This window comes from Hydrogenophaga sp., assembly GCF_035481345.1.
GTDB lineage: Bacteria > Pseudomonadota > Gammaproteobacteria > Burkholderiales > Burkholderiaceae_C > Hydrogenophaga.
Genome location: NZ_DATIGV010000044.1, coordinates 1 through 19,081 on the forward strand (window position 1 = coordinate 1; position 19,081 = coordinate 19,081).

Below are 19,081 nucleotides of genomic sequence, written 5' to 3' on the forward strand. Positions count from 1 at the left end.
CGACGTGCTGCCGCGACTGGCTGGCGCGTCAGGTGGTGCGTTCTCCCACCTGTTCACGGGCGCGTCGCTGGAGGCGGTGCGCGAGCGGCTGGTGTTCGCCAACGCCTACCTGGGCGCGGACCCCATCGTGCAGGCGCTGGACGAGGGCGCGCAGATCGTCATCACCGGCCGCGTGGCGGACGCGGCCCTGTTCCTGGGGCCGATCGCGCACGCGCACGGCTGGAGCATCGAAGGGGCGCTGGAAGGGGCGGAGCTCGACCGCCTGGCGCAAGGCCTCGCCGTGGGGCACCTGCTGGAGTGCTCGGGTCAGGGCAGCGGCGGCAACTTCGGCGCGCAGGGGCACTGGCAGACGATTCCCGATCTGGCGCACATCGGCTACCCCATTGCCGAGGTCGGCTCCGATGGCAGCGCGCTCATCACCAAGGCCCCGGGCACCGGCGGGCGCGTCAACTTCGACACCGTGCGCCAGCAATTGCTGTACGAGGTGCACGACCCGCACGCGTACCACAGCCCCGACGTGGTGCTGGACATGAGCGGCATCCGACTGGAGGACGAAGGACACGACCGCGTGCGCCTCACGGGCGCGCGCGGCCGGGCGCCGGGCGAGCGGCTGAAGGTGGTGGCGGGTTTTCGCGACGGTTACAAGGCCGAGGTGACCTGGGGCTTCTCCTGGCCCGACGCCTGGGACAAGTCGCAGCAGGCGCAGGCAACCATCCGCACCCTGCTGAAGGAGCGGCGCGTGCCGCACGAGGAGTTGTACGTGGAGTACCCGGGGCTCAATTCCGCGCACGGGCCGCTGGCGCCGCTGCCGGCGGTGGACGCGCTCAACCAGCTCAACGAACTGTGGACGCGGCTGGTGCTGCGCACGAACGAGAAGGCCGCGGCCGAGGGCTTCGGGCGCCTGTTCCCGTGGATGGGGCTGAGCGGCCCGGCCTACACCTGCGGCTTCACGGGGCTGCACAACGTGAGCGAGTTGCTGGGCATCTGGCCGACGCTGGTGGCGCGGGACGAGGTGGAGGCGGGTGTGCAGATCGAACTGCTGGGAGAGGAGGCGTGAGCAAGTTGTGCATACCGCTCGCCCGCATCGCCCACGCGCGCAGCGGCGACAAGGCCGACTGGGTGGACTTCGGCCTGTTCGCCTGGAACGCGGCGGGCTACGCCCTCCTGGCGCGCGAGGTCACGGCCGCGCGCGTGCGCGAACACTTCGCGCCCTGGCTGCCGGGCGAGGTGGACGCCTGGGCGCTGCCCAACATCCTGGCGATGAAATTCGTGCTCAAAGGCGCGCTGCAGGGCGGGGGCGCGCGCAACCTGCGCCTGGACAACCTGGGCAAGGCCATGGCCGCCGCCTTGCTGCGGCTGGAGATCGAGGTGGACGCGGCGGAGCTCGATGCCGTGCTGCAACAGCCGCGCGTGGGCTGGTGGGGAACGCCATGACGATCCACGCCGAATCGCTCGACGACGTCCGCGTCATCACCCTGGACCGCCCCGAGGTGCGCAACGCCGTGGACAGCGCCACCGCGCGCGAACTGCACGCGGCCTTTCTCGCCTTCGAGGACGACCCGGCGGCGAAGGTGGCGGTCTTTCACGGCGCCAATGGCCACTTCTGCGCCGGCTGGGACCTGCAATTCGGCGCCCGCGCCGCCCAGGCGGGCGAGGGCGGCGCGCTGGCCGACCTGGATTTCGACAGCGGCGACGCTCGCGCGATCGGTCCCATGGGCCCTTCGCGGCTGCGCCTGTCCAAGCCGGTGATCGCCGCCGTGAGCGGTGCGGCCGTGGCCGGCGGCATGGAGCTCGCCCTGTGGTGCGACCTGCGGGTGATGGAGGAAGACGCCTACTTCGGCGTCTACTGCCGACGCTTCGGCGTACCCCTGATCGACGGTGGCACGGTGCGCCTGCCGCGTCTCATCGGCATGGGGCACGCGATGGACCTCATCCTGACCGGGCGCCAGGTGAAGGCCGATGAGGCCTTGCGCATGGGCCTGGCCAACCGTGTGGTGCCGCATGGCCAGGCGCGCGAGGCGGCCATCGCGCTGGCCCGCCAGCTCGCGGGCTTTCCGCAGGCCACGATGCGGGCCGACCGGGAGAGCGCCTACGCCCAGTGGGACCTGCCGCTGGGCGACGCGCTGCAGCAGGAATGGGGGCGCGGCAAGGCGCGCATCCCGGACGCGCTGGAGGGCGCGCAGCGCTTCGCCGCGGGCGAGGGGCGGCACGGCCGCTTCTGAGGGCGCCGCTCAAGGCTGGCGCGTGCCCCGGTAGGCGAGTTCGCTGCGGGGGTCGAAGATCAGGCTGGGTGGTTGGCGGTCCAGGTCCACGAGGAAGGGCGTGTCGCCGTCGGCGTTGTAGATGGTGTTGCCATTGCGCGAGAGGCGCACGTCCACGTGGCCGATGCGCGGGTGGTCGGCGCTCACGCGCACGGTGTCCGGGCCCGTGGCGGTGACGGTGACCCACAAGCCGGTGCGCGAGGGGCCCTTGGCGTCGGCGATCACGTCGCCGTGATAGCGCCCAGCCACCAGCGGCGCCAGCTCGGCCACCGGCTGGGGGGCGGGCGCGGGTGGGGCCGGCGAACGGGGTGGGGGTGCCGGCGCAGCGGCATACGGGTCGGTCACGGGCGCGGCGCTGGCATCGGCCGGGGTGGGGGCGGCGGCCATGGGCTCGGGCGCTGGCGCGGAACCGCGCGACGGCCACAGCGCGTACAGCCCCACGAGCACGAGTGCCGCGCTCGGCCGCCAGCGCGGCCTCGTTCTTCACCCACTCGGACCGCACCGAGTGGGCCGACCACAGCGCCACCACACTGCGCGCGCCCACCAGCTCGCGCTCGATGGCGTCGTCGAAGCTGTGTCCGGGCACGAGCTGGCGGTCCCACCAGACCGACCAGCCGCGCGCGGCCAGCGCCTGGGCCAGCGCGCTGGCGCGCTCGCGGTCCTCGCTGGCGTAGCTCACAAAGACGTCGGCCATGCTCGCCCCCACGGCGGGCGCGCCCGGGCGCCCGTGCGGCGCATGCTACGCCCGCCGTCCGCTCCCTGCCAGCCGTGCCAAGGGGATCCACGCAGCCCTGGGGTGCCGGGAAGGGAGAATGCCGCCATGCGCGCTGCTTCCCGCTGGTGGCGCCGGCGGCACTGGCTGCTGGCGCTGGGTTCCCTGCCCTGGTGGTCCCGCCTGGCGGGGGCCTCGCTGCTGGCCGAGCCCGATGGCGGCCCGGTCTGGAGTGAAGCGCTGGCGCGGCAGGCCCTCAGCTTGCTGGCGGACGCAGCAGCGAATGGACTCGACCCGGCCGACTATGGCGTCGACGCCCTCACGCGGCGCCTTCCGGCGGCCTTTGCCCATCCGAACGAGCCCGCCGGCCCGTCATTCGCCGCCGATCTGGGTGCCGCCATGCGCCGCTACCTGCATGAGCTGGCGTTCGGCCGTGTGGATCCGCGCGCCCTGCACCAGCGCTTCAGCGTGCCGGCGCGGCGGTTCGATCCGGCGCAGGCCCTGGCGGCGGCGCTCGCCCAGGGTCGCCTCGACACGGCGGTGCAGGCGTCCCTGCCGCCCCTGCCCATCTACCGTCAGTTGCAAAAAGTGCTCTTGGATTTGCGTGCGATCGCCGGCCACGCCGCCTGGGCGCAGGGCCTGCCACCCTTGCCGCGGCCGCCCGGCGCGCGCGCGCCCAAGCTCGAGCCGGGTGCGGCGTGGACCGGCTTGCCGCTGCTGGCACAGCGCCTGTTTCTGCTGGGCGATCTGGCGCCCGGGGCGCCGGTGGGCGAGCGCCTCGACGGCGAGCTGCTGGCGGCTCTGCGGGCGTTTCAGTCGCGCCACGGCCTGGCGGCCGATGGTGTGCTGGGTGCCGGCACGCACGCGGCGCTGGACGTGCCGCCCGAGGCCCGGGCCCGCCAGGTGGCGCTCACCATGGAGCGGTTGCGCTGGACGCCGCTGATGCAGGGGCCGCGCATGATCGTCGTCAATATCCCCGAGTACGTGCTGCGCGCCTATGAGGTGGTCGATGGCCGCATCGAGGTGCGCCTGAGCATGCGCGTGATCGTCGGCAAGGCCCTGGACCACGCGACGCCCCTCTTCGACGAGCGCCTGCGCAGCATCGAATTCAGCCCGTACTGGAACGTGCCTCCCTCGATCGCGCGCCAGGAAACGGTGCCGCGCCTGCGCCGCGACCCGGGGCACTGGGCGCGCCAGGGGTTCGAATTCGTCGGCGGCGACGGATCGGTGGACACGGCGCTCACGCCGGCCAAGCTCGACGCGGTGCTGGCGGGGCGGCTGCGCATCCGCCAACGGCCTGGCCCGGCCAACGCGCTGGGCGACATCAAGTTCGTTTTTCCCAACAGCGACAACATCTACCTGCACCACACGCCGTCCGTCGGCCTGTTCGCGCGCGAGCGGCGGGACTTCAGCCACGGATGCATCCGTGTCGAGGACCCCGTGGCGCTCGCGCGCTTTGTCATGGACGGCATGCCCGGATGGGACGAGCCCCGCATCCGCGCGCAGATGGCGGCCGGCACGTCCACCCACGTGGCCTTGCGCGATCCGCTGCCGGTGCTCATCGCCTACAGCACCGTGCTGGTCAAGCAGGGGCGCCCGCACTTCTTCGCCGACGTGTATCGTCACGACGCCCGGCTGCAGGCCGCGCTCGACGCCCGCCCCCGCTCCAACCGAACCGTTTCCCGATGAACGCCCGAACACCACTTCCCGCGTCCCGCCGCCGTTTCCTGCGACAAGGCCTGGGCGCCGTGGCCGCCGCGCCACTGCTCGCGCTGCCCCGGCACGTGTGGGCCGCGCCGCAACGCGCACTGGCTTTCGACCACCTGCACACGCGCGAGCAGATCGATCTGGTCTATGCGCGCGGCACCGATTACCTGCCCGACGCCCTGGGCCGGCTGGACCATTTCCTGCGCGACCACTACTCGGGAGACGTGGGACACATCGATCCCGGCCTGCACGACCTGCTGCACGCCCTGCGCCGGGTGCTGTCCACCGATCGGCCCTACCAAGTCATCTCGGGTTATCGATCACCCGTCACGAACGCCCACTTGAAGGCCACGCGCGGCGGCGGCGTGGCCACCCGCAGCCTGCACATGGACGGGCGTGCCATCGACGTGCGCCTGCCCGGCGTGCCGCTGGCCGACTTGCGCGACGCGGCGCTGTCGCTGAAGGTTGGCGGCGTGGGCTACTACCCGCGCGAGCAGTTCGTGCACGTCGACACCGGGCGGGTGCGGCGCTGGGGCGGTTGAGCGCCCGCCGGCGGACTCACGCCGGCGTTCGCCAAGCTGCCCTGGCTTCCTCCGGGATGGGCCGCGGCCGGCCCTCCAGATCGATTGCCACGTAGGTCAGGTTCGCCTCCGTCACCTTCAGGTACTGGCCCTGCGAAGAGATGCGTTCGGCAAACACCTCCACCATCACGGTGATGGACGTGCGGCCTATGCGCGTGACCTGCGAGTAAAAGCTCAGGATGTCGCCCACGCGCACCGGCTGCTTGAAGATGAACTGGTTCACGGCCACCGTGGCCATGCGCCCCCGGACGAAGCGCGCCGGCAGCACGGCGCCGGCCAGGTCGACCTGGGCCATGACCCAGCCGCCGAAGATGTCGCCGTTGGCGTTGCAATCTGCGGGCATGGGGATCACCTTGAGCACCAGTTCGCGGTGGTCCGAGGGCAACGAGGGCAATGGCGCGTGGGCGGTACTTGAATCGGTGGGCATGGGCACAATCTCCGGCTGACTCCCACGATTGTCTTGCATGCGCCGCGACAACCCCTCCCAAGGCCACGTGGCCTTGCCTTCCTCCCCCCCTGCCGCCTCGGCCGCGCCCGAGCGCCGCTCCGACTGGACCACCCTTCAGCGGCTGCTGCCCTACCTGTGGCAATACAAGTGGCGCGTGATCGCCGCCCTGGCTTTCATGGTGGGAGCCAAGGCCGCCAACGTGGGCGTGCCGGTGCTGCTCAAGCAACTGGTGGATGCCATGAGCATTCCCGCCGGCAGCGCCCAGGCGCTGCTGGTGGTGCCGCTGGGCCTGCTGCTGGCCTACGGCGGCCTGCGCCTGTGCACCAGCCTGTTCACCGAATTGCGCGAACTGGTCTTCGCCAAGGCCACCGAGGGCGCCACGCGCCACATCGCGCTGCAGGTCTTTGGCCACCTGCACAGCCTGAGCCTGCGCTTTCACCTGGAGCGCCAGACCGGCGGCATGACACGCGACATCGAGCGCGGCACGCGCGGCGTGCAGTCGCTCATCTCGTACTCGCTCTACAGCATCGTGCCCACGCTGATCGAGGTGGCCATGGTGCTCACGCTGCTGGGCACGCAGTTCGACATGGGCTATGTGTGGATCACGCTGGCCGCGCTGGTGCTGTACGTGGGCTTCACGGTGGTGGTGACGGAGTGGCGCACGCAGTTTCGCCGCCGCATGAACGAGCTCGAGTCGGTCGGCCAGACGCGGGCCATCGATTCGCTTCTGAACTACGAAACGGTCAAGTACTTCAACAACGAGCTGTACGAGGCCACGCGCTACGACGAGGCCTTGCAGAAGCTGCGCAAGGCGCGGCTCGTGAGCCAGCGCACGCTGTCCCTGCTCAACACGGGGCAGCAACTGGTCATCGCGGTGGCGCTGGTGCTGATGCTGTGGCGCGCCACGAACGGCGTGGTGGCGGGCGAACTCACGCTGGGCGACCTGGTGATGATCAACGCCTTCATGATCCAGCTCTACATCCCGCTGGGCTTCCTGGGGGTGCTGTACCGCGAGATCAAGCAAAGCCTGACGGACCTGGAGAAGATGTTCTCGCTGCTCGAGAAGGAGCGCGAGGTGGCCGATGCGCCCGGTGCGCCGCGCCTGGCGCTCGATGGCCCGCCCGCGGTGCGCTTCGAGAACGTGCACTTCGCGTACGAGCCTGCGCGCGAGATCCTGCACGGCGTGAGCTTCGAGATCCCGGCCGGCAAGACGGTGGCCGTGGTGGGGCCGTCGGGTTCGGGCAAGAGCACGCTCGCGCGCCTGCTCTACCGTTTCTACGACGTCACGAATCGTGAGCCCCCACGTTCGCCCACTGCGCGTGGCTCTCTGCCCCCCGAGGGGGCTGAAGCCGGCTTGGGGCGGCCCGGCGCCGGCTTCGGCCGCATCACCATCGACGGCCAGGACATCGCCGAGGTCACGCAGTCGAGCGTGCGCGAGGCCATCGGCATCGTCCCGCAGGACACGGTGCTGTTCAACGACACCATCGAATACAACATCCTCTACGGCCGGCCCGAGGCCGGGCACGACGCGGCGGTGGCGGCGGCCGAGGCCGCGCACATCCGTGGCTTCATCGAGCGCTTGCCGCAGGGCTGGCGCACCATGGTCGGCGAGCGCGGGCTCAAGCTCTCGGGCGGCGAAAAGCAGCGCGTGGCCATCGCGCGCACGCTGCTCAAGAACCCGCCGATCCTCATCTTCGATGAGGCGACCAGCGCGCTCGACTCGGCCAACGAGCGGGCGATCCAGGCGGAACTGCGCCAGGTATCGAAGCACAAAACCGCGCTCGTCATTGCCCACCGCCTGTCCACCGTGGTGGATGCCCACGAAATCCTGGTGCTGGACAACGGCCGCGTGGTCGAACGCGGGCGGCACGCCGATCTGGTGGCGCGAGGCGGCGCCTACGCCCGCATGTGGACACTGCAGCAAGCCGGCAACGATTGAGCCCCGATCGCGAAAACCCCAGCGGGTTTCGTCCCTTCACCACACCATAATCGCGCGCCATGGAAACCAAGTGGCTGGAAGATTTCGTCAGCCTTGCCGAGACCCGCAGCTTCAGCCGATCGGCGCAGTTGCGGCACGTCACCCAGCCGGCCTTCTCGCGCCGCATCCAGTCGCTGGAGGCCTGGGCCGGCACGGACCTCGTCGATCGCTCGTCGTATCCCACGCGGCTCACACCGGCGGGGCAGACGCTCTACGAACAGGCGCTGGACCTGCTGCAAACGCTCAACACCACGCGCGCCATGCTGCGCGCGCACACGGCGGCGGCGCAGGACGTCATCGAATTCGCCGTGCCGCACACCCTGGCCTTCACCTTCTTCCCGCAATGGCTCTCGGGCCTGCGCGAGACGGTCGGCCCTGTGAAGAGCCGGCTGATCGCGCTCAACGTGCACGACGCCGTGATGCGCCTGGTGGAAGGCAGTTGTGACCTGCTGATCGCCTACCACCACGCGGCGCACCCCATCCAGCTGGACACCTCGCGCTACGAGATGCTGCCCCTGGGCACCGAGGTGCTGGCGCCCTACAGCCGGCCCAACGCGCAGGGCGGTCCGCTGTACGCGCTGCCCTCGTCCAGCGGGCAGGCCCAGCCCTTCCTGGGCTACGCCCCGGGGGCCTACCTGGGCCGCGCGGTCGAACACCTGCTCAAGGACACGCCGCTGGCCGCCCAGTTGGAGCGCGTCTACGAAACGGACATGGCCGAGGGCCTGAAGGCCATGGCCATCGAAGGCCACGGCATCGCCTTCCTGCCCGCCAGCGCCGTGCGCAACGAGGTCGCCTCGCGGCGCCTGGTGCCGGCCGCCGACGGCTTGACCCTCACGCTGGACATCCGCCTGTACCGCACGCGTCCCATGGACACCAGCAAGGGCAAGCGCGCCGCCATCGGCTTCTGGAATCGACTGAGCGACCTGCTCGCCTGAGCTGCGCCCGCCGCCGATCGGTACCCCGATTCCGTTGGTGCGGCCGTGCAAAGAAATACCGCATTCGCGGTAGCGGTCGCCGGCGAAGCGCGACGTATCGTCCCGTCCCACCGTGGATGCACGACAACCGTCCGGACGCTCGCCATGCCCCAGCCCTCACTCCCCGCACTTCCTGTCTTCCTGCGCGCGGCCCTTGCCGCGCTGGCTTTCCTGTCGTCGGCCGCCCCCGCCCTGGCCGCTGACGCCGGCCCGGTGATCGACCAGATCCGAGGGCAGGGCCGCATCGTGATTGCCCACCGCGAGTCCTCGGTGCCGTTCTCATACGTCGGGCCCGACAAGCGGCCCATCGGCTACGCGGTGGACGTCTGCCGCCGCCTGGCCGCGGCCGTGCAGGCCAAACTCGGCTTGCCCGGTCTTCAGATCGATTTCCTGCAGGTGACCCCGGCCAACCGCATCGACGCCATCGAGACCGTCAAGGCCCACCTCGAATGCGGCTCCACCACCAACAACGCCGCGCGGCGCGAAAAGGTGGCCTTCACCATTCCCCACTTCATCACCGGTGCGCGCATGCTCGTCAAGGCCGGCAGCGGCATCGAGCGCATCGACCAGCCCGAGATCAAGCGCGTGGCCGTCACCCGCAACACCACGCCGCTGGGCGCGGTGCGCCGCATCAAGGCCGAGCGCGGGCTGCGCATGGAAATCGTCGAAACCGAGGACCACGAGAAGGCCATTCAGATGGTCGAACGTGGCGAGGCCGACGCCTTCGTGATGGACGACGTGCTGCTGTATGGCCTGGCGTCCATGCGGCCCGATCCGGCGGCGTTGAAGGTGGTGGGCCGCTTCATGACGACGGAGCCGCTGGCCATCATGCTGCCCAAGGGCGATGCGGGCTTCAAGAAGATCGTGGACGACGAGATGCGTCGCCTCATCTTCAGTCGCGAGATCCACGGCATCTACCAGCAGTGGTTCGAGCAGGCGATTCCGCCCAACAACGTGCCGCTGAACCTGCCGATCAGCTACCTGCTGCGCGACTTCTGGAAGTTCCCCACCGACCAGGTGCCTTGAGCGGGCCTGTGGCGGCGGCTGCGACAATCGCCGCACCATGAGTGCCGCCACCCCCGACTCCCTCACCCTCACCCGTCCCGACGACTGGCACCTGCACGTGCGCGATGGCGCCGCCCTGCAGGCCGTGGTGCCCCACACCGCCGCGCAGTTCGGTCGCGCGGTCATCATGCCCAACCTCAAGCCGCCGGTGACCACGGCGGCGCAGGCGCAGGCCTACCGCGAGCGCATCCTGGCGGCCGTGCCGCCGGGTGTGGCCTTCGAGCCGCTGATGACGCTCTACCTCACCGACAAGCTGCCGCCCGAGGAAATCGCGCGCGCGAAGGCGGCCGGCGTCGTCGCCGTCAAGCTGTACCCGGCCGGTGCCACCACCAACAGCGACGCGGGCGTGACCGACATCCGCAAGACCTACCAGACGCTGGAGGCCATGCAGCGTGAGGGCCTGAAGCTGCTGGTGCACGGCGAGGTCACCTCGGCCGACATCGACCTGTTCGACCGCGAGGCCGTGTTCATCGACCAGGTGCTGATCCCGCTGCGGCGCGACTTCCCCGAACTCAAGATCGTGATGGAGCACATCACCACCCAGGAAGCCGCGCAGTACGTGGCCGGTGCAGGCGCGCACACCGCGGCCACCATCACCGCACACCACCTGCTCTACAACCGCAACGCCATCTTCCTGGGCGGCATCCGCCCGCACTACTACTGCCTGCCGGTGCTCAAGCGCGAAACCCACCGCGTGGCGCTGGTGCAAGCCGCCACCAGCGGCAGCGACCGCTTCTTCCTCGGTACCGACAGCGCCCCGCACCCCGCGCACCTCAAGGAGCACGCCGTGGGATGCGCGGGCTGCTACACGGCGCACGCGGCCATGGAGCTCTACGCCGAAGCCTTCGAGGCCGCTGGCGCGCTCGACAAGCTCGAAGGCTTCGCCAGTTTCCACGGCCCCGATTTCTACGGCCTGCCGCGCAATGCCGGCACGGTCACGCTCAAGCGCGAGACCTGGACGACGCCCGAGTCCTACGCCTTTGGTGAAGCCCAGCTCAAGCCGCTGCGCGGGGGCGAGGCGCTGCGCTGGCGCTTGACGGCCTGAACATGTCCATCGACTGGTCGGCCCCGTGGTTCGGCCCCGTGGCCGAGGCGGGCCGGGCGGTGCAGGCCGCCCTGGCGCAAGGTGTGCCGCTGCCCGACGCCCTGAACCGCCACGCCGCCGGGCCCCTGATCGCGGTGGCGCAATCGGACTTGCCCGAAGGCGTGGCCTACGAAGCCTTCATCGCCGACACGGGCCGCGTGCCCACGCGCGAGAACACGCACGACCTGTTCAACGGCCTGATCTGGCACCGCTTTCCCGCCAGCAAGCGCCAACTCAACCGCCTGCAGTCCCAGGCCATCGCGGCCGACGGCGTCGGCGCGGTGCGCGGGCCCTTGCGCGACGCCATCACCCTGTTCGACGAAAACGCGGCGCTGCTGCGCGCGCCCGAGCCGCTGTGGCGCGCCTTGCTCGCGCGCGACTGGTCAGCCCTGTTCGTCGAGTGGCGCCACGCGTGGGCGGACGCGCGGCTGGTGCCGTTCGGCCATGCCCTGCTGGAGAAATTGGCGCAACCCTACAAGTCCATCACCGCGCACGTGTTCGCAGTGCCCGTGCCGGAATCGCTGGGCGATGAACTCGCGGCCTGGGACGCCTGGCTGGCCGAGCAGCTCGACGCCCCGCGTCTGCGCGCCAAACCGTTCACGCCCTTGCCGGTGCTGGGCGTGCCCGGCTGGTGGGGCGCCAACGCCGACCCGGCGTTCTACGCCGATGCGACAGTGTTCCGCCCGCCGCGCGAGGGTCGCGCCGCTTGAATCCGACGCCATCAACCCCACTTGTGCTGCCGGTATCATCCGCTGCCCTTCCACGGCGGCGGGGAACCTGAAGGCCCGAATCAGGGTCATCTGGCGCAGCCGGCACCCACCAGCCGGCGCCTAACGGAGTTCACATGAAACGCATCCTGCTGTTCGTTCTGACCAACTTCGCCGTGATGGCGGTGTTGTTGATCACCACGCGAATCCTCGGCGTGGACCGTTTCCTCACGGCCAACGGCCTGAACATGACGGCGCTGGCTGGCTTCTCCCTCGTCATCGGTTTCGGCGGCGCGATCATCTCGCTGCTGATGAGCAAGCCCATGGCCAAGTTCAGCACGGGCGCGCGCGTGATCAACCAGCCGCAGACGGCCGACGAGGCCTGGATCGTGCAGACCGTGCAGAAATTCGCCGACGAGGCCGGCATCGGCATGCCCGAGGTCGCCATCTTCGAAGGCGCGCCCAATGCGTTTGCCACCGGCGCCTTCAAGAACAGCGCGCTGGTGGCCGTGTCCACCGGCCTGCTGCAGAACATGACGCGCGAAGAGGTCGAGGCCGTGATCGGCCACGAGGTCGCGCACGTGGCCAATGGCGACATGGTCACCATGACGCTGATCCAGGGCGTGATGAACACCTTCGTGGTGTTCCTGTCGCGCGTCATCGGCTACGCGGTGGACAGCTTCCTGCGCCGCGGCAGCGACAGCAACTCGGGCCCCGGCATCGGCTACATGGTCACCACCATCGTGATGGACATCGTGCTGGGCTTCCTGGCCGCCATCATCGTGGCCTGGTTCAGCCGCCAGCGCGAGTTCCGCGCCGACGCGGGCGCCGCGCAACTGATGGGCCGCAAGCAGCCCATGATCAACGCGCTGGCCCGCCTGGGCGGCCTCACGCCGGGCGAACTGCCCAAGACCATGCAGGCCCTGGGCATCACGGGCGGCCTGGGCAAGCTGTTCAGCACCCACCCGCCGATCGAAGAGCGCATCGCCGCGCTGCAGGCGAGCTGAACGAGACCCACTGAGCGATCGCGCCGCGATCGCCCAGCAGAAAGGCCACCCGAGGGTGGCCTTTTCTTTTGCCCGTCGGGCGGGGCTCAGCGGTTGCGGTCGTAGTGCGGGTGGCTGTGGCCGGGGTAGTAGCCGGGGCCGGGGTGGCCGCGCCAGCCCGGGGGGCGGTGGTAACGCTGGCCGCCGATGATCACGACCTCGGTGGAGATGGTCGAGTAGCCGGAGGGGTAGCCGTTGCCGTAGATGACTTGCGGCGCCGGCGTTTCGTAGCGCACTTGCGGGCGCGAGGGGTACACGGCGGGCGGCGGGGGCATGGCGTCCACGGGCATGACGTTCAGGCGCACGTAGCGGCCGGGGTCCTGCGCCATCTGCGTGCGGTACTGGCGGCCGGCGTATTCGTACACCACGTCGTACGCGACGGTGCGCGGCTCGTAGAAGGTCTGCGTGCCGCAGTTGCGGACGATCTCGGTCTGCGGCGGGCTGGCGCCTTCGATGCGGTTGCCCAGCATGGCGCCGCCGATGAGGCCGATGACGGTGGCCGCGGCACGGCCGCTGCCGTCGCCGATGGCATTGCCCGCCGCGCCGCCCGCGATGGCGCCCATCACCGCGCCCGCGCCCGACTTGCGGCCCGGGTAGGTGACCTGCTCATCGGTGCAGACCTGTTGCGGCACGGCCACCTGCTGGATGATGGGTGTGCTGCTGATGACGCGGCCTTGCTCTTCCTGGGCGTGGGCCGTGCCGGTGGCGGCGGCCGCTGCTGCCGCCAGGGGAAGCCAGACAAGCGTTCGGAGGGTGTTCACGGAAGGCTCCTGATGGAGGAATGGGGAGACTGCATGCTGCCTCCGCTGCGTCAAGCCGGCGTGCCGGCCTTGTCACTTTTTGTAAAGCCGCCGACGGGCGGCTGGCCCAGCAGTTCGCGGGCCAGTGCCTCGGCCACTTTCAGGCCGTCCACGCCGGCCGACAGGATGCCGCCGGCGTAGCCCGCGCCTTCGCCGGCCGGGTACAGGCCGCGCGTGTTGGGGCTCTGGAAGGCTTGGTCACGATCGAGGCGCAGCGGGGAGGACGTGCGCGTTTCCACCCCGGTGAGCAGGGCGTCTGGCAGGTCGTAACCGCGGATCTGGCGGCCGAAGACGGGCAGGGCCTCGCGGATGGCTTCGATGGCGTAGGCCGGCAGGGAAGGGGTCAGGTCGGTGAGGTGGATGCCGGGTTTGTAAGAGGGCTCGACCTCGCCAAGCGCGGTGCTGGGCCGCGCGGCCAGGAAATCGCCCACGCGCTGGCCCGGTGCGCTGTAGTCGCGTCCACCGAGCTCGTAGGCGCGGCTTTCCAGTTGGCGCTGCAGCACCACGCCGGCCAGCGGGTGGTGCCGGCCCTGGGCGCGCAGGGCCTGGGCCTGGGCGGCGTAGCGCGCTCCGTCGGCCTCGCCGAAGGCGGCGGTCCACAGCGGCGCGTCCTGCGGAAAGGTCTGCGGGTAGTCGGCGGGTTCGATGCCCACGACCAGGCCCGAGTTGGCGTTGCGCTCCGCGCGCGAGTACTGGCTCATGCCGTTGGTGACCACGCGCCCGGGCTCGGACGTGGCGGCCACCACCGTGCCGCCCGGGCACATGCAAAAGCTGTAGACGGCGCGGCCGTTCTTCGCATGGTGCACGAGCTTGTAGTCGGCCGCGCCCAGCAGCGGGTGCCCGGCGTGGCGGCCCCAGCGGGCGCGGTCGATCAGGCTTTGCGGGTGCTCGATGCGAAAACCGACCGAGAAGGGCTTGGCCTCCATGGCCACACCCAGGTCCCACAGCCAGGCGAAGGTGTCGCGCGAGCTGTGGCCCAGGGCCAGCACCAGGCGCCGGGCCGGCAGCTCGATCGCCTCGCCCGTGTCGAGCCGGTGCACGCGCAGGGCGCACACGCGGCGTTCGGTGCCCTCGCCCTCGGTGATCAGCCCGGTGAGCTGGTGCTGGAAGCGGATCTCGCCGCCCAGCGCGAGGATCTTCTTGCGCATGGCCTCCACCACCTTCACCAGCTTGAAGGTGCCGATGTGCGGGTGCGCGGTGGTGAGGATTTCCTCGGGCGCGCCGGCCTCGACGAATTCGCGCATGACCTTGCGGCCGAGGAAGCGCGGGTCCTTGATCTGGCTGTAGAGCTTGCCGTCGGAGAACAGCCCGGCACCGCCTTCACCGAACTGCACGTTGCTCTGCGGGTTGAGCGCGCGGCGGCGCCACAGGCCCCAGGTGTCCCGCGTGCGTTCACGCACCGGCTTGCCACGCTCCAGCACGATGGGTTGGAAGCCCATTTGCGCGAGCGCGAGCGCGGCGAACAGGCCGCAGGGGCCGAAGCCGACCACCACGGGGCGTTCGTCCGGGGTGTGGGGAAATCCGTCGGGCGCGTGGCCGGGCGCTGTCCACGACATGTCGGGCGTGGGCCGCACGTGGGGGTGCTTCGCGTGTCGCGCCAGCAGTTCGGCTTCGACGGCGGGGTCGGCCAGCTCCACGTCCACGATGTAGACCGCCAGCAGCTCGGCCTTGCGGGCGTCGAAGCTGCGCTTGAAGACCTGCAGCGTGGCGATGTCGGCGGGTTCGATGCCCAGCACCTGCGTGGCCTGGCGGGTGAGGGCGTCCACCGGGTGCGGTGGGGGCGCGCGGTCGGCCTCGGTTTCGGCGGGGGCGTCGGCGGCGCGGCGCTCTTCGGCCGGCAGCTCGGCCAGGGTGAGTTTGAGTTCAGCGATGCGGATCATGGGTCGTGGGGCTTGTGGCGATCAAGCGGACCAGGAAGCCGGGATTGTCGCCGCAGCGCGCTCAGGGCGTGATCAGGGGCAGCCGGGGGAAATGCCGACGGAATCGGTTGGCGTCGCGCGTGAGCAGTTGCAGGCCCTGCAGCCAGGCGTGGGCGCCGATGTAGAAATCCGGCAGAGGCGCGCTGCGCTCGCCCTTTTCCCGGCGGTAGAGCTTGAAGGCCTGGCCGGCCAGAAAAGCCGCGTCCCATGGCAGTTGCGCACGCTGCAGGGGCAGGCCGGCGAGTGTGGCCTCGAGATCGGCCGCTGTCTCGAAGCGCGGGCTGAGCTCGGCCAGGATGATCGGATTGATCAACAGCGGGCCGGTGTCGGCGCAGCGCTCGAGCTGGTCGAGGGACCAGTCGACCCAGTTCGGGTCATCGGCGAACACGTCGATCAGCACGCAGGTGTCCACCAGCGTGCCCGACAGGCCGCTCTCGCGCAGGTAGCGCGGATCCGGTTCGGCCACGCGACCGCTCGCGCCGCTCATGGCAGGGGGCCCCGCAGCCATTGCACGAAGGCGTCCGTGTCCATGTTCTTGAAGCCGGTGGCGTTGGCGCTGCCGCGCGCGCGTTCGAAGGCGCGGCGCACGGGGGAGGTGGCGGACTTGACGGCGCGCATCAGCACGTCGCCGTTGGGCAGGACCTCGAAGTCCACCTCACTGTGCGGCAGCAGGCGCGCCCGCTCGCGCACCGCTTGGGGAATGGTTACCTGGCCCTTGCTGGTGATTTTCATGGTAAGACTCCAATGAAGTAAGAATCTTACTGCCATCCGTCGGCGGTTGGTTTAATTACCCGGGCAAAATAAAATAACCCGGGCATAATGCGCCGCGTGTCTGCAGAATCTCCTTCCCGATGCACCGCCTTCCTGGGCGCCCGCCGTGTGGCTTTCGGTGCCTACGACGAGGTCGCCCGCGCGCTCGACGCCATGGACCTGTCGGCCGGTGGCCTGCTGGTGTTCGATGACACCAGCGGTGCGCAGGTCGACTACCCCTTGCCCACGCCGGCACCCGGCCCGCGCGCCGCCGCCGCCCCGCAGGTGGGGCGTCCCCGCCTGGGCGTGGTGGCGCGCGAGGTGACCCTGCTGCCGCGCCACTGGGATTGGCTGGCCCGTCAGCCCGGCGGCGCCTCGGCCGCGCTGCGCCGGCTGGTGGACGAGGCGCGCCGCGCGAACGCCGGGCGCGACGCGCAACGCGAGGCCACCGAGCGCGCCTACCGCTTCATGAGCGCGATCGCGGGCGGCTTGCCCGGTTTCGAGGAGGCCTCGCGCGCCCTGTTTGCCCATGACGCCGAGGCCTTCTCCCGCCACACGGCCCCCTGGCCGCCCGACGTGCAGGCGCACGCCCGCTGGCTCGCGCGCGACGCCTTCACGACCCCCCACCCGAACGACAACAACAACTGATTGCCCTCCATGCCACCTTCCACCCAAGGCCCGCTCTGGCGGGTCTATCTCGTCTTCCTCGTGCCCATGGTGCTGTCCAACATCCTGCAGGGGCTGTCCGGCACGCTCAACGGCATCTTCATCGGGCAGATGCTGGGCACGCACGCACTGGCGGCGGTGTCGGGCATGTTCCCCATCGTGTTCTTCTTCATCTCGCTGGTGATCGGCCTGGGGGCGGGCGCGTCGGTGCTCATCGGCCAGGCCTGGGGCGCGCGCGAGCCGCACAAGGTCAAGGCCATTGCGGGCACGGCGCTCATGCTGGGCGCGCTCATCGGCATCGGTGCGGCGGTGCTCGGCGTGGTGTTCGCGCGCCCGGCCATGCAGGCCCTGGGCACGCCGCTGGACGTGCTGGACGACGCCGTGGCCTACGCCCGCGTGATGCTGCTGATCATGCCGCTGCTGCTGGTGTTCATCCTGTTCACGCAACTGCTGCGCGGCGTGAGCGACACGGTGTCGCCGCTGATGGCGCTGCTGCTGTCCACCGCGATCGGCCTGGCGCTCACGCCGGCGCTCATCAAGGGCTGGCTGGGCTTGCCGCCGCTGGGCATCCAGAGCGCGGCCTACGCGGGCCTGGTGTCGTATGCGCTGGCGCTGGCCTTCCTGTGCTGGCGCCTGGCGCGCCGGGGCAGCGTGATGGCGTTCGACGCCGAGCTGCGCGCCGCGCTGCGGCTGGACCGCGCCATCCTCGGCAAGGTCATGCGCATCGGCCTACCCACGGGCGTGCAGATGGTGGTGATCTCGGTGTCGGAACTCATCATCCTGGCGCTGGTCAACGGCCACGGCTCGCAGGCCACGGCGGCGTACGGCGCGGTCACGCAGGTGGTGAACTACGTGCAGTTTCCGGCACTGTCGATCGCCATCACCACGTCGATCCTGGCCGCGCAGTCCATCGGCGCGGGGCGGGTCGACCGGCTCGGCGCCATCCTGCGCACCGGCCTCTGGCTCAACCTGGCGCTCACGGGCGCGCTGGTGCTGCTGGGCTACGCGCTGTCGCACCACCTGCTGGGCCTGTTCCTCACGCAGGCCGAGGTGCGCCTGCAGGCCGAGCACCTGCTGCACATCATGCTGTGGAGCATCCTCATCTTCGGCTTCCAGGCCATCGTGGGCGGGCTCATGCGCGCCAGCGGCGTGGTGATGGTGCCCATGGCCATCTCCATCTTCTGCATCCTGGGCGTGCAGTTGCCCGCGGCCTGGCTGCTGGACGCGCGCTTCGGCCTGGCGGGCATCTGGATCGCCTTCCCGGTCGCCTACGTCGCCATGCTGCTGCTGCAGACGGCGTTCTACCGCTTCGTGTGGCGGCACCGGCGCATCGAAAGGCTGATCTGAACAGCCCGCGCGGACGCGGGATAATCGCGCCCGTGAAGCGCGCCAGACCGCCGCTGGCACGAGACCCGAAAGGGTGTGCTGGAGGAACGTCCGGACTGCACAGGGCAGCGTAGGAGGTAACACCTCTCCACCGACAAGTCGCAAGACCCTAAGGTGAGGATCAGAGCAACAGAGACGAGCCGATTCAGTTCGGGTGAAACGGGCAATCTCTACGCGCAGCAACACCAAATAGGCCAGCGTTGATGTGGTCCCGCGGAGCTGGCGGGTAGGTGGCATCGAGCCGGGTGGGCGACCCCCGGCCCAGAAGAATGGCGGTCACGGCCCGGGCAACCGGGACGCACAGAATCCGGCTTATCGGCGCGCTTCACACTTTTCTTGCGCCATGTGCACAGGTCCCCCGGGACCGGGAACGGCATTTGCCGAGCCATCCCGGAGGGTTTCAACCGAAAGGACCGCACATGACGAACCTCAGCACAACCATGCTCGCCTCCCTGCTCGCCATGGGGGTGGCCACCGCCGCCTCCGCCCAACAGCGGGTCCAGTCCACGACCGACCCCAGGCTGTACGGCGAGATCGGCTTGTCGCAACTGAAGATCGAGGCCGAGGATGGTCCCTTGAGCGCCGAGGCCAAGCCCGGTCTGCTCACCGGCACGCTGGGCTATCAGTTGTGGCCGTTCCTGGCCATCGAAGGCCAGGTGGCCGGCAACGTGATGAAGGACGAGATCAAGCTGAACGGCGCGAACACGGGCGTCGACGCCAAGATCCCGCACATGGTTGGCCTTTTCCTGAAGCCGACGCTGCCGCTGGGTGAGCGTGTCGAGCTGTTCGCCCGCGCGGGCGTGGTGCGCACCAAGCTGGAACTGTCCGCCGGTGGCATCGACGTGGACGACACCGGCACCAGCGGCGCCTATGGTGTGGGCATCAACGTCAACCTGAGCCCGGTGTCGTACCTGCAGGCCAACTGGATGAACTACTACGACAAGGACGACATCAAGCTGCAGGGCGTGGGCCTGATGTACGGGCGGCGCTTCTGAAC

Annotated in this window: 20 protein-coding genes, 1 other RNA gene and 1 pseudogene; 15 read left to right on the plus strand and 7 right to left on the minus strand. The window is 70.1% G+C overall.

The window, feature by feature from the left end:
• The 3 genes from VLG41_RS04435 to VLG41_RS04445 form a co-directional block, all read left to right on the plus strand.
• A partial coding sequence (locus VLG41_RS04435) for an acyclic terpene utilization AtuA family protein (protein WP_325348190.1) occupies positions 1-1,057 on the plus strand: 1,057 nt, incomplete at its 5' end.
• Complete coding sequence (locus VLG41_RS04440; protein ID WP_325348191.1) at positions 1,054-1,434, plus strand: AtuA-related protein; 381 nt, start codon at positions 1,054-1,056, stop codon at positions 1,432-1,434. The genes VLG41_RS04435 and VLG41_RS04440, both read left to right, overlap by 4 nt.
• Positions 1,431-2,222 (plus strand): crotonase/enoyl-CoA hydratase family protein, encoded by a 792-nt coding sequence (locus VLG41_RS04445; RefSeq protein WP_325348192.1) that lies wholly within the window; start codon positions 1,431-1,433, stop codon positions 2,220-2,222. The genes VLG41_RS04440 and VLG41_RS04445 overlap by 4 nt, the downstream gene beginning before the upstream one ends.
• A gap of 9 nt (positions 2,223-2,231) precedes the next feature.
• Here the strand turns inward: VLG41_RS04445 and VLG41_RS04450 are convergent, their stop codons facing one another.
• Together VLG41_RS04450 and VLG41_RS22830 are read right to left on the minus strand one after the other, a co-directional pair.
• A complete protein-coding gene (locus VLG41_RS04450) occupies positions 2,232-2,648 on the minus strand; it encodes a hypothetical protein (RefSeq protein WP_325348193.1) in 417 nt (138 codons plus the stop codon).
• Positions 2,649-2,742: 94 nt separating this feature from the next.
• Positions 2,743-2,955 (minus strand): annotated as a pseudogene (locus VLG41_RS22830) (toll/interleukin-1 receptor domain-containing protein); the annotation flags it as partial.
• Positions 2,956-3,081: 126 nt separating this feature from the next.
• Here VLG41_RS22830 and VLG41_RS04460 point away from each other — a divergent pair.
• Positions 3,082-4,662: a L,D-transpeptidase family protein gene (locus VLG41_RS04460; protein ID WP_325348195.1), complete on the plus strand. Its 1,581-nt coding sequence runs from the start codon at positions 3,082-3,084 to the stop codon at positions 4,660-4,662.
• Entirely contained in the window at positions 4,659-5,222 is a 564-nt protein-coding gene (locus VLG41_RS04465) for a DUF882 domain-containing protein (protein ID WP_325348196.1), read from the plus strand. The genes VLG41_RS04460 and VLG41_RS04465 overlap by 4 nt, the downstream gene beginning before the upstream one ends.
• A 16-nt stretch (positions 5,223-5,238) precedes the next feature.
• Here VLG41_RS04465 and VLG41_RS04470 read toward each other — a convergent pair whose 3' ends face one another.
• On the minus strand, positions 5,239-5,688 hold the full coding sequence (locus VLG41_RS04470) for an acyl-CoA thioesterase (RefSeq protein ID WP_325348197.1): 450 nt from the start codon (positions 5,686-5,688) through the stop codon (positions 5,239-5,241).
• Between the two features lie 37 nt (positions 5,689-5,725).
• On the opposite strand from VLG41_RS04470, the gene VLG41_RS04475 reads away from it, so the two are divergent.
• From VLG41_RS04475 to htpX, 6 genes are all read left to right on the plus strand, one after another.
• On the plus strand, positions 5,726-7,648 hold the full coding sequence (locus tag VLG41_RS04475; protein ID WP_325348198.1) for an ABC transporter ATP-binding protein/permease: 1,923 nt from the start codon (positions 5,726-5,728) through the stop codon (positions 7,646-7,648).
• 59 nt (positions 7,649-7,707) lie between these two features.
• Positions 7,708-8,622 carry a LysR substrate-binding domain-containing protein gene (locus tag VLG41_RS04480; RefSeq protein WP_325348199.1) on the plus strand — a complete coding sequence of 305 codons (915 nt, stop codon included), beginning with the start codon at positions 7,708-7,710 and terminating at the stop codon, positions 8,620-8,622.
• 144 nt (positions 8,623-8,766) lie between these two features.
• The gene (locus VLG41_RS04485) at positions 8,767-9,687 is read left to right on the plus strand and encodes an amino acid ABC transporter substrate-binding protein (RefSeq protein ID WP_325348200.1); all 921 of its coding nucleotides are present in this window, start codon (positions 8,767-8,769) and stop codon (positions 9,685-9,687) included.
• Positions 9,688-9,724: 37 nt separating this feature from the next.
• Positions 9,725-10,771 carry a dihydroorotase gene (pyrC, locus tag VLG41_RS04490; protein WP_325348201.1) on the plus strand — a complete coding sequence of 349 codons (1,047 nt, stop codon included), beginning with the start codon at positions 9,725-9,727 and terminating at the stop codon, positions 10,769-10,771.
• Between the two features lie 2 nt (positions 10,772-10,773).
• Positions 10,774-11,520, plus strand: a complete 747-nt coding sequence (locus VLG41_RS04495; protein ID WP_325348202.1) for a DUF3025 domain-containing protein — start codon at positions 10,774-10,776, stop codon at positions 11,518-11,520.
• Positions 11,521-11,654: 134 nt separating this feature from the next.
• Positions 11,655-12,524 carry a protease HtpX gene (gene htpX / locus VLG41_RS04500; protein ID WP_325348203.1) on the plus strand — a complete coding sequence of 290 codons (870 nt, stop codon included), beginning with the start codon at positions 11,655-11,657 and terminating at the stop codon, positions 12,522-12,524.
• 86 nt (positions 12,525-12,610) lie between these two features.
• On the opposite strand, the gene VLG41_RS04505 is transcribed toward htpX, so the two are convergent.
• From VLG41_RS04505 to VLG41_RS04520, 4 genes are all read right to left on the minus strand, one after another.
• Positions 12,611-13,324, minus strand: coding sequence for a glycine zipper 2TM domain-containing protein (locus VLG41_RS04505; RefSeq protein ID WP_325348204.1), 714 nt, complete (start codon positions 13,322-13,324; stop codon positions 12,611-12,613).
• A gap of 50 nt (positions 13,325-13,374) precedes the next feature.
• Positions 13,375-15,243, minus strand: a complete 1,869-nt coding sequence (locus VLG41_RS04510) for an NAD(P)/FAD-dependent oxidoreductase (RefSeq protein WP_325348205.1) — start codon at positions 15,241-15,243, stop codon at positions 13,375-13,377.
• A 61-nt stretch (positions 15,244-15,304) separates the two neighbouring features.
• Positions 15,305-15,769 (minus strand): type II toxin-antitoxin system VapC family toxin, encoded by a 465-nt coding sequence (locus VLG41_RS04515; protein ID WP_325348206.1) that lies wholly within the window; start codon positions 15,767-15,769, stop codon positions 15,305-15,307.
• Positions 15,766-16,014 (minus strand): AbrB/MazE/SpoVT family DNA-binding domain-containing protein, encoded by a 249-nt coding sequence (locus VLG41_RS04520; protein WP_325348207.1) that lies wholly within the window; start codon positions 16,012-16,014, stop codon positions 15,766-15,768. The genes VLG41_RS04515 and VLG41_RS04520 overlap by 4 nt, the downstream gene beginning before the upstream one ends.
• Positions 16,015-16,110: 96 nt before the next feature.
• On the opposite strand from VLG41_RS04520, the gene VLG41_RS04525 reads away from it, so the two are divergent.
• The 4 genes from VLG41_RS04525 (at position 16,111) to VLG41_RS04540 (ending at position 19,079) form a co-directional block, all read left to right on the plus strand.
• Positions 16,111-16,680, plus strand: a complete 570-nt coding sequence (locus VLG41_RS04525; protein WP_325348208.1) for a DUF2239 family protein — start codon at positions 16,111-16,113, stop codon at positions 16,678-16,680.
• A 9-nt stretch (positions 16,681-16,689) separates the two neighbouring features.
• Positions 16,690-18,045 carry an MATE family efflux transporter gene (locus VLG41_RS04530; RefSeq protein ID WP_325348209.1) on the plus strand — a complete coding sequence of 452 codons (1,356 nt, stop codon included), beginning with the start codon at positions 16,690-16,692 and terminating at the stop codon, positions 18,043-18,045.
• 34 nt (positions 18,046-18,079) lie between these two features.
• Positions 18,080-18,415: RNase P RNA component class A (rnpB, locus tag VLG41_RS04535), an RNA gene on the plus strand.
• 88 nt (positions 18,416-18,503) lie between these two features.
• Positions 18,504-19,079, plus strand: a complete 576-nt coding sequence (locus VLG41_RS04540; protein WP_325348210.1) for a porin family protein — start codon at positions 18,504-18,506, stop codon at positions 19,077-19,079.
• Positions 19,080-19,081: the final 2 nt, after the last annotated feature.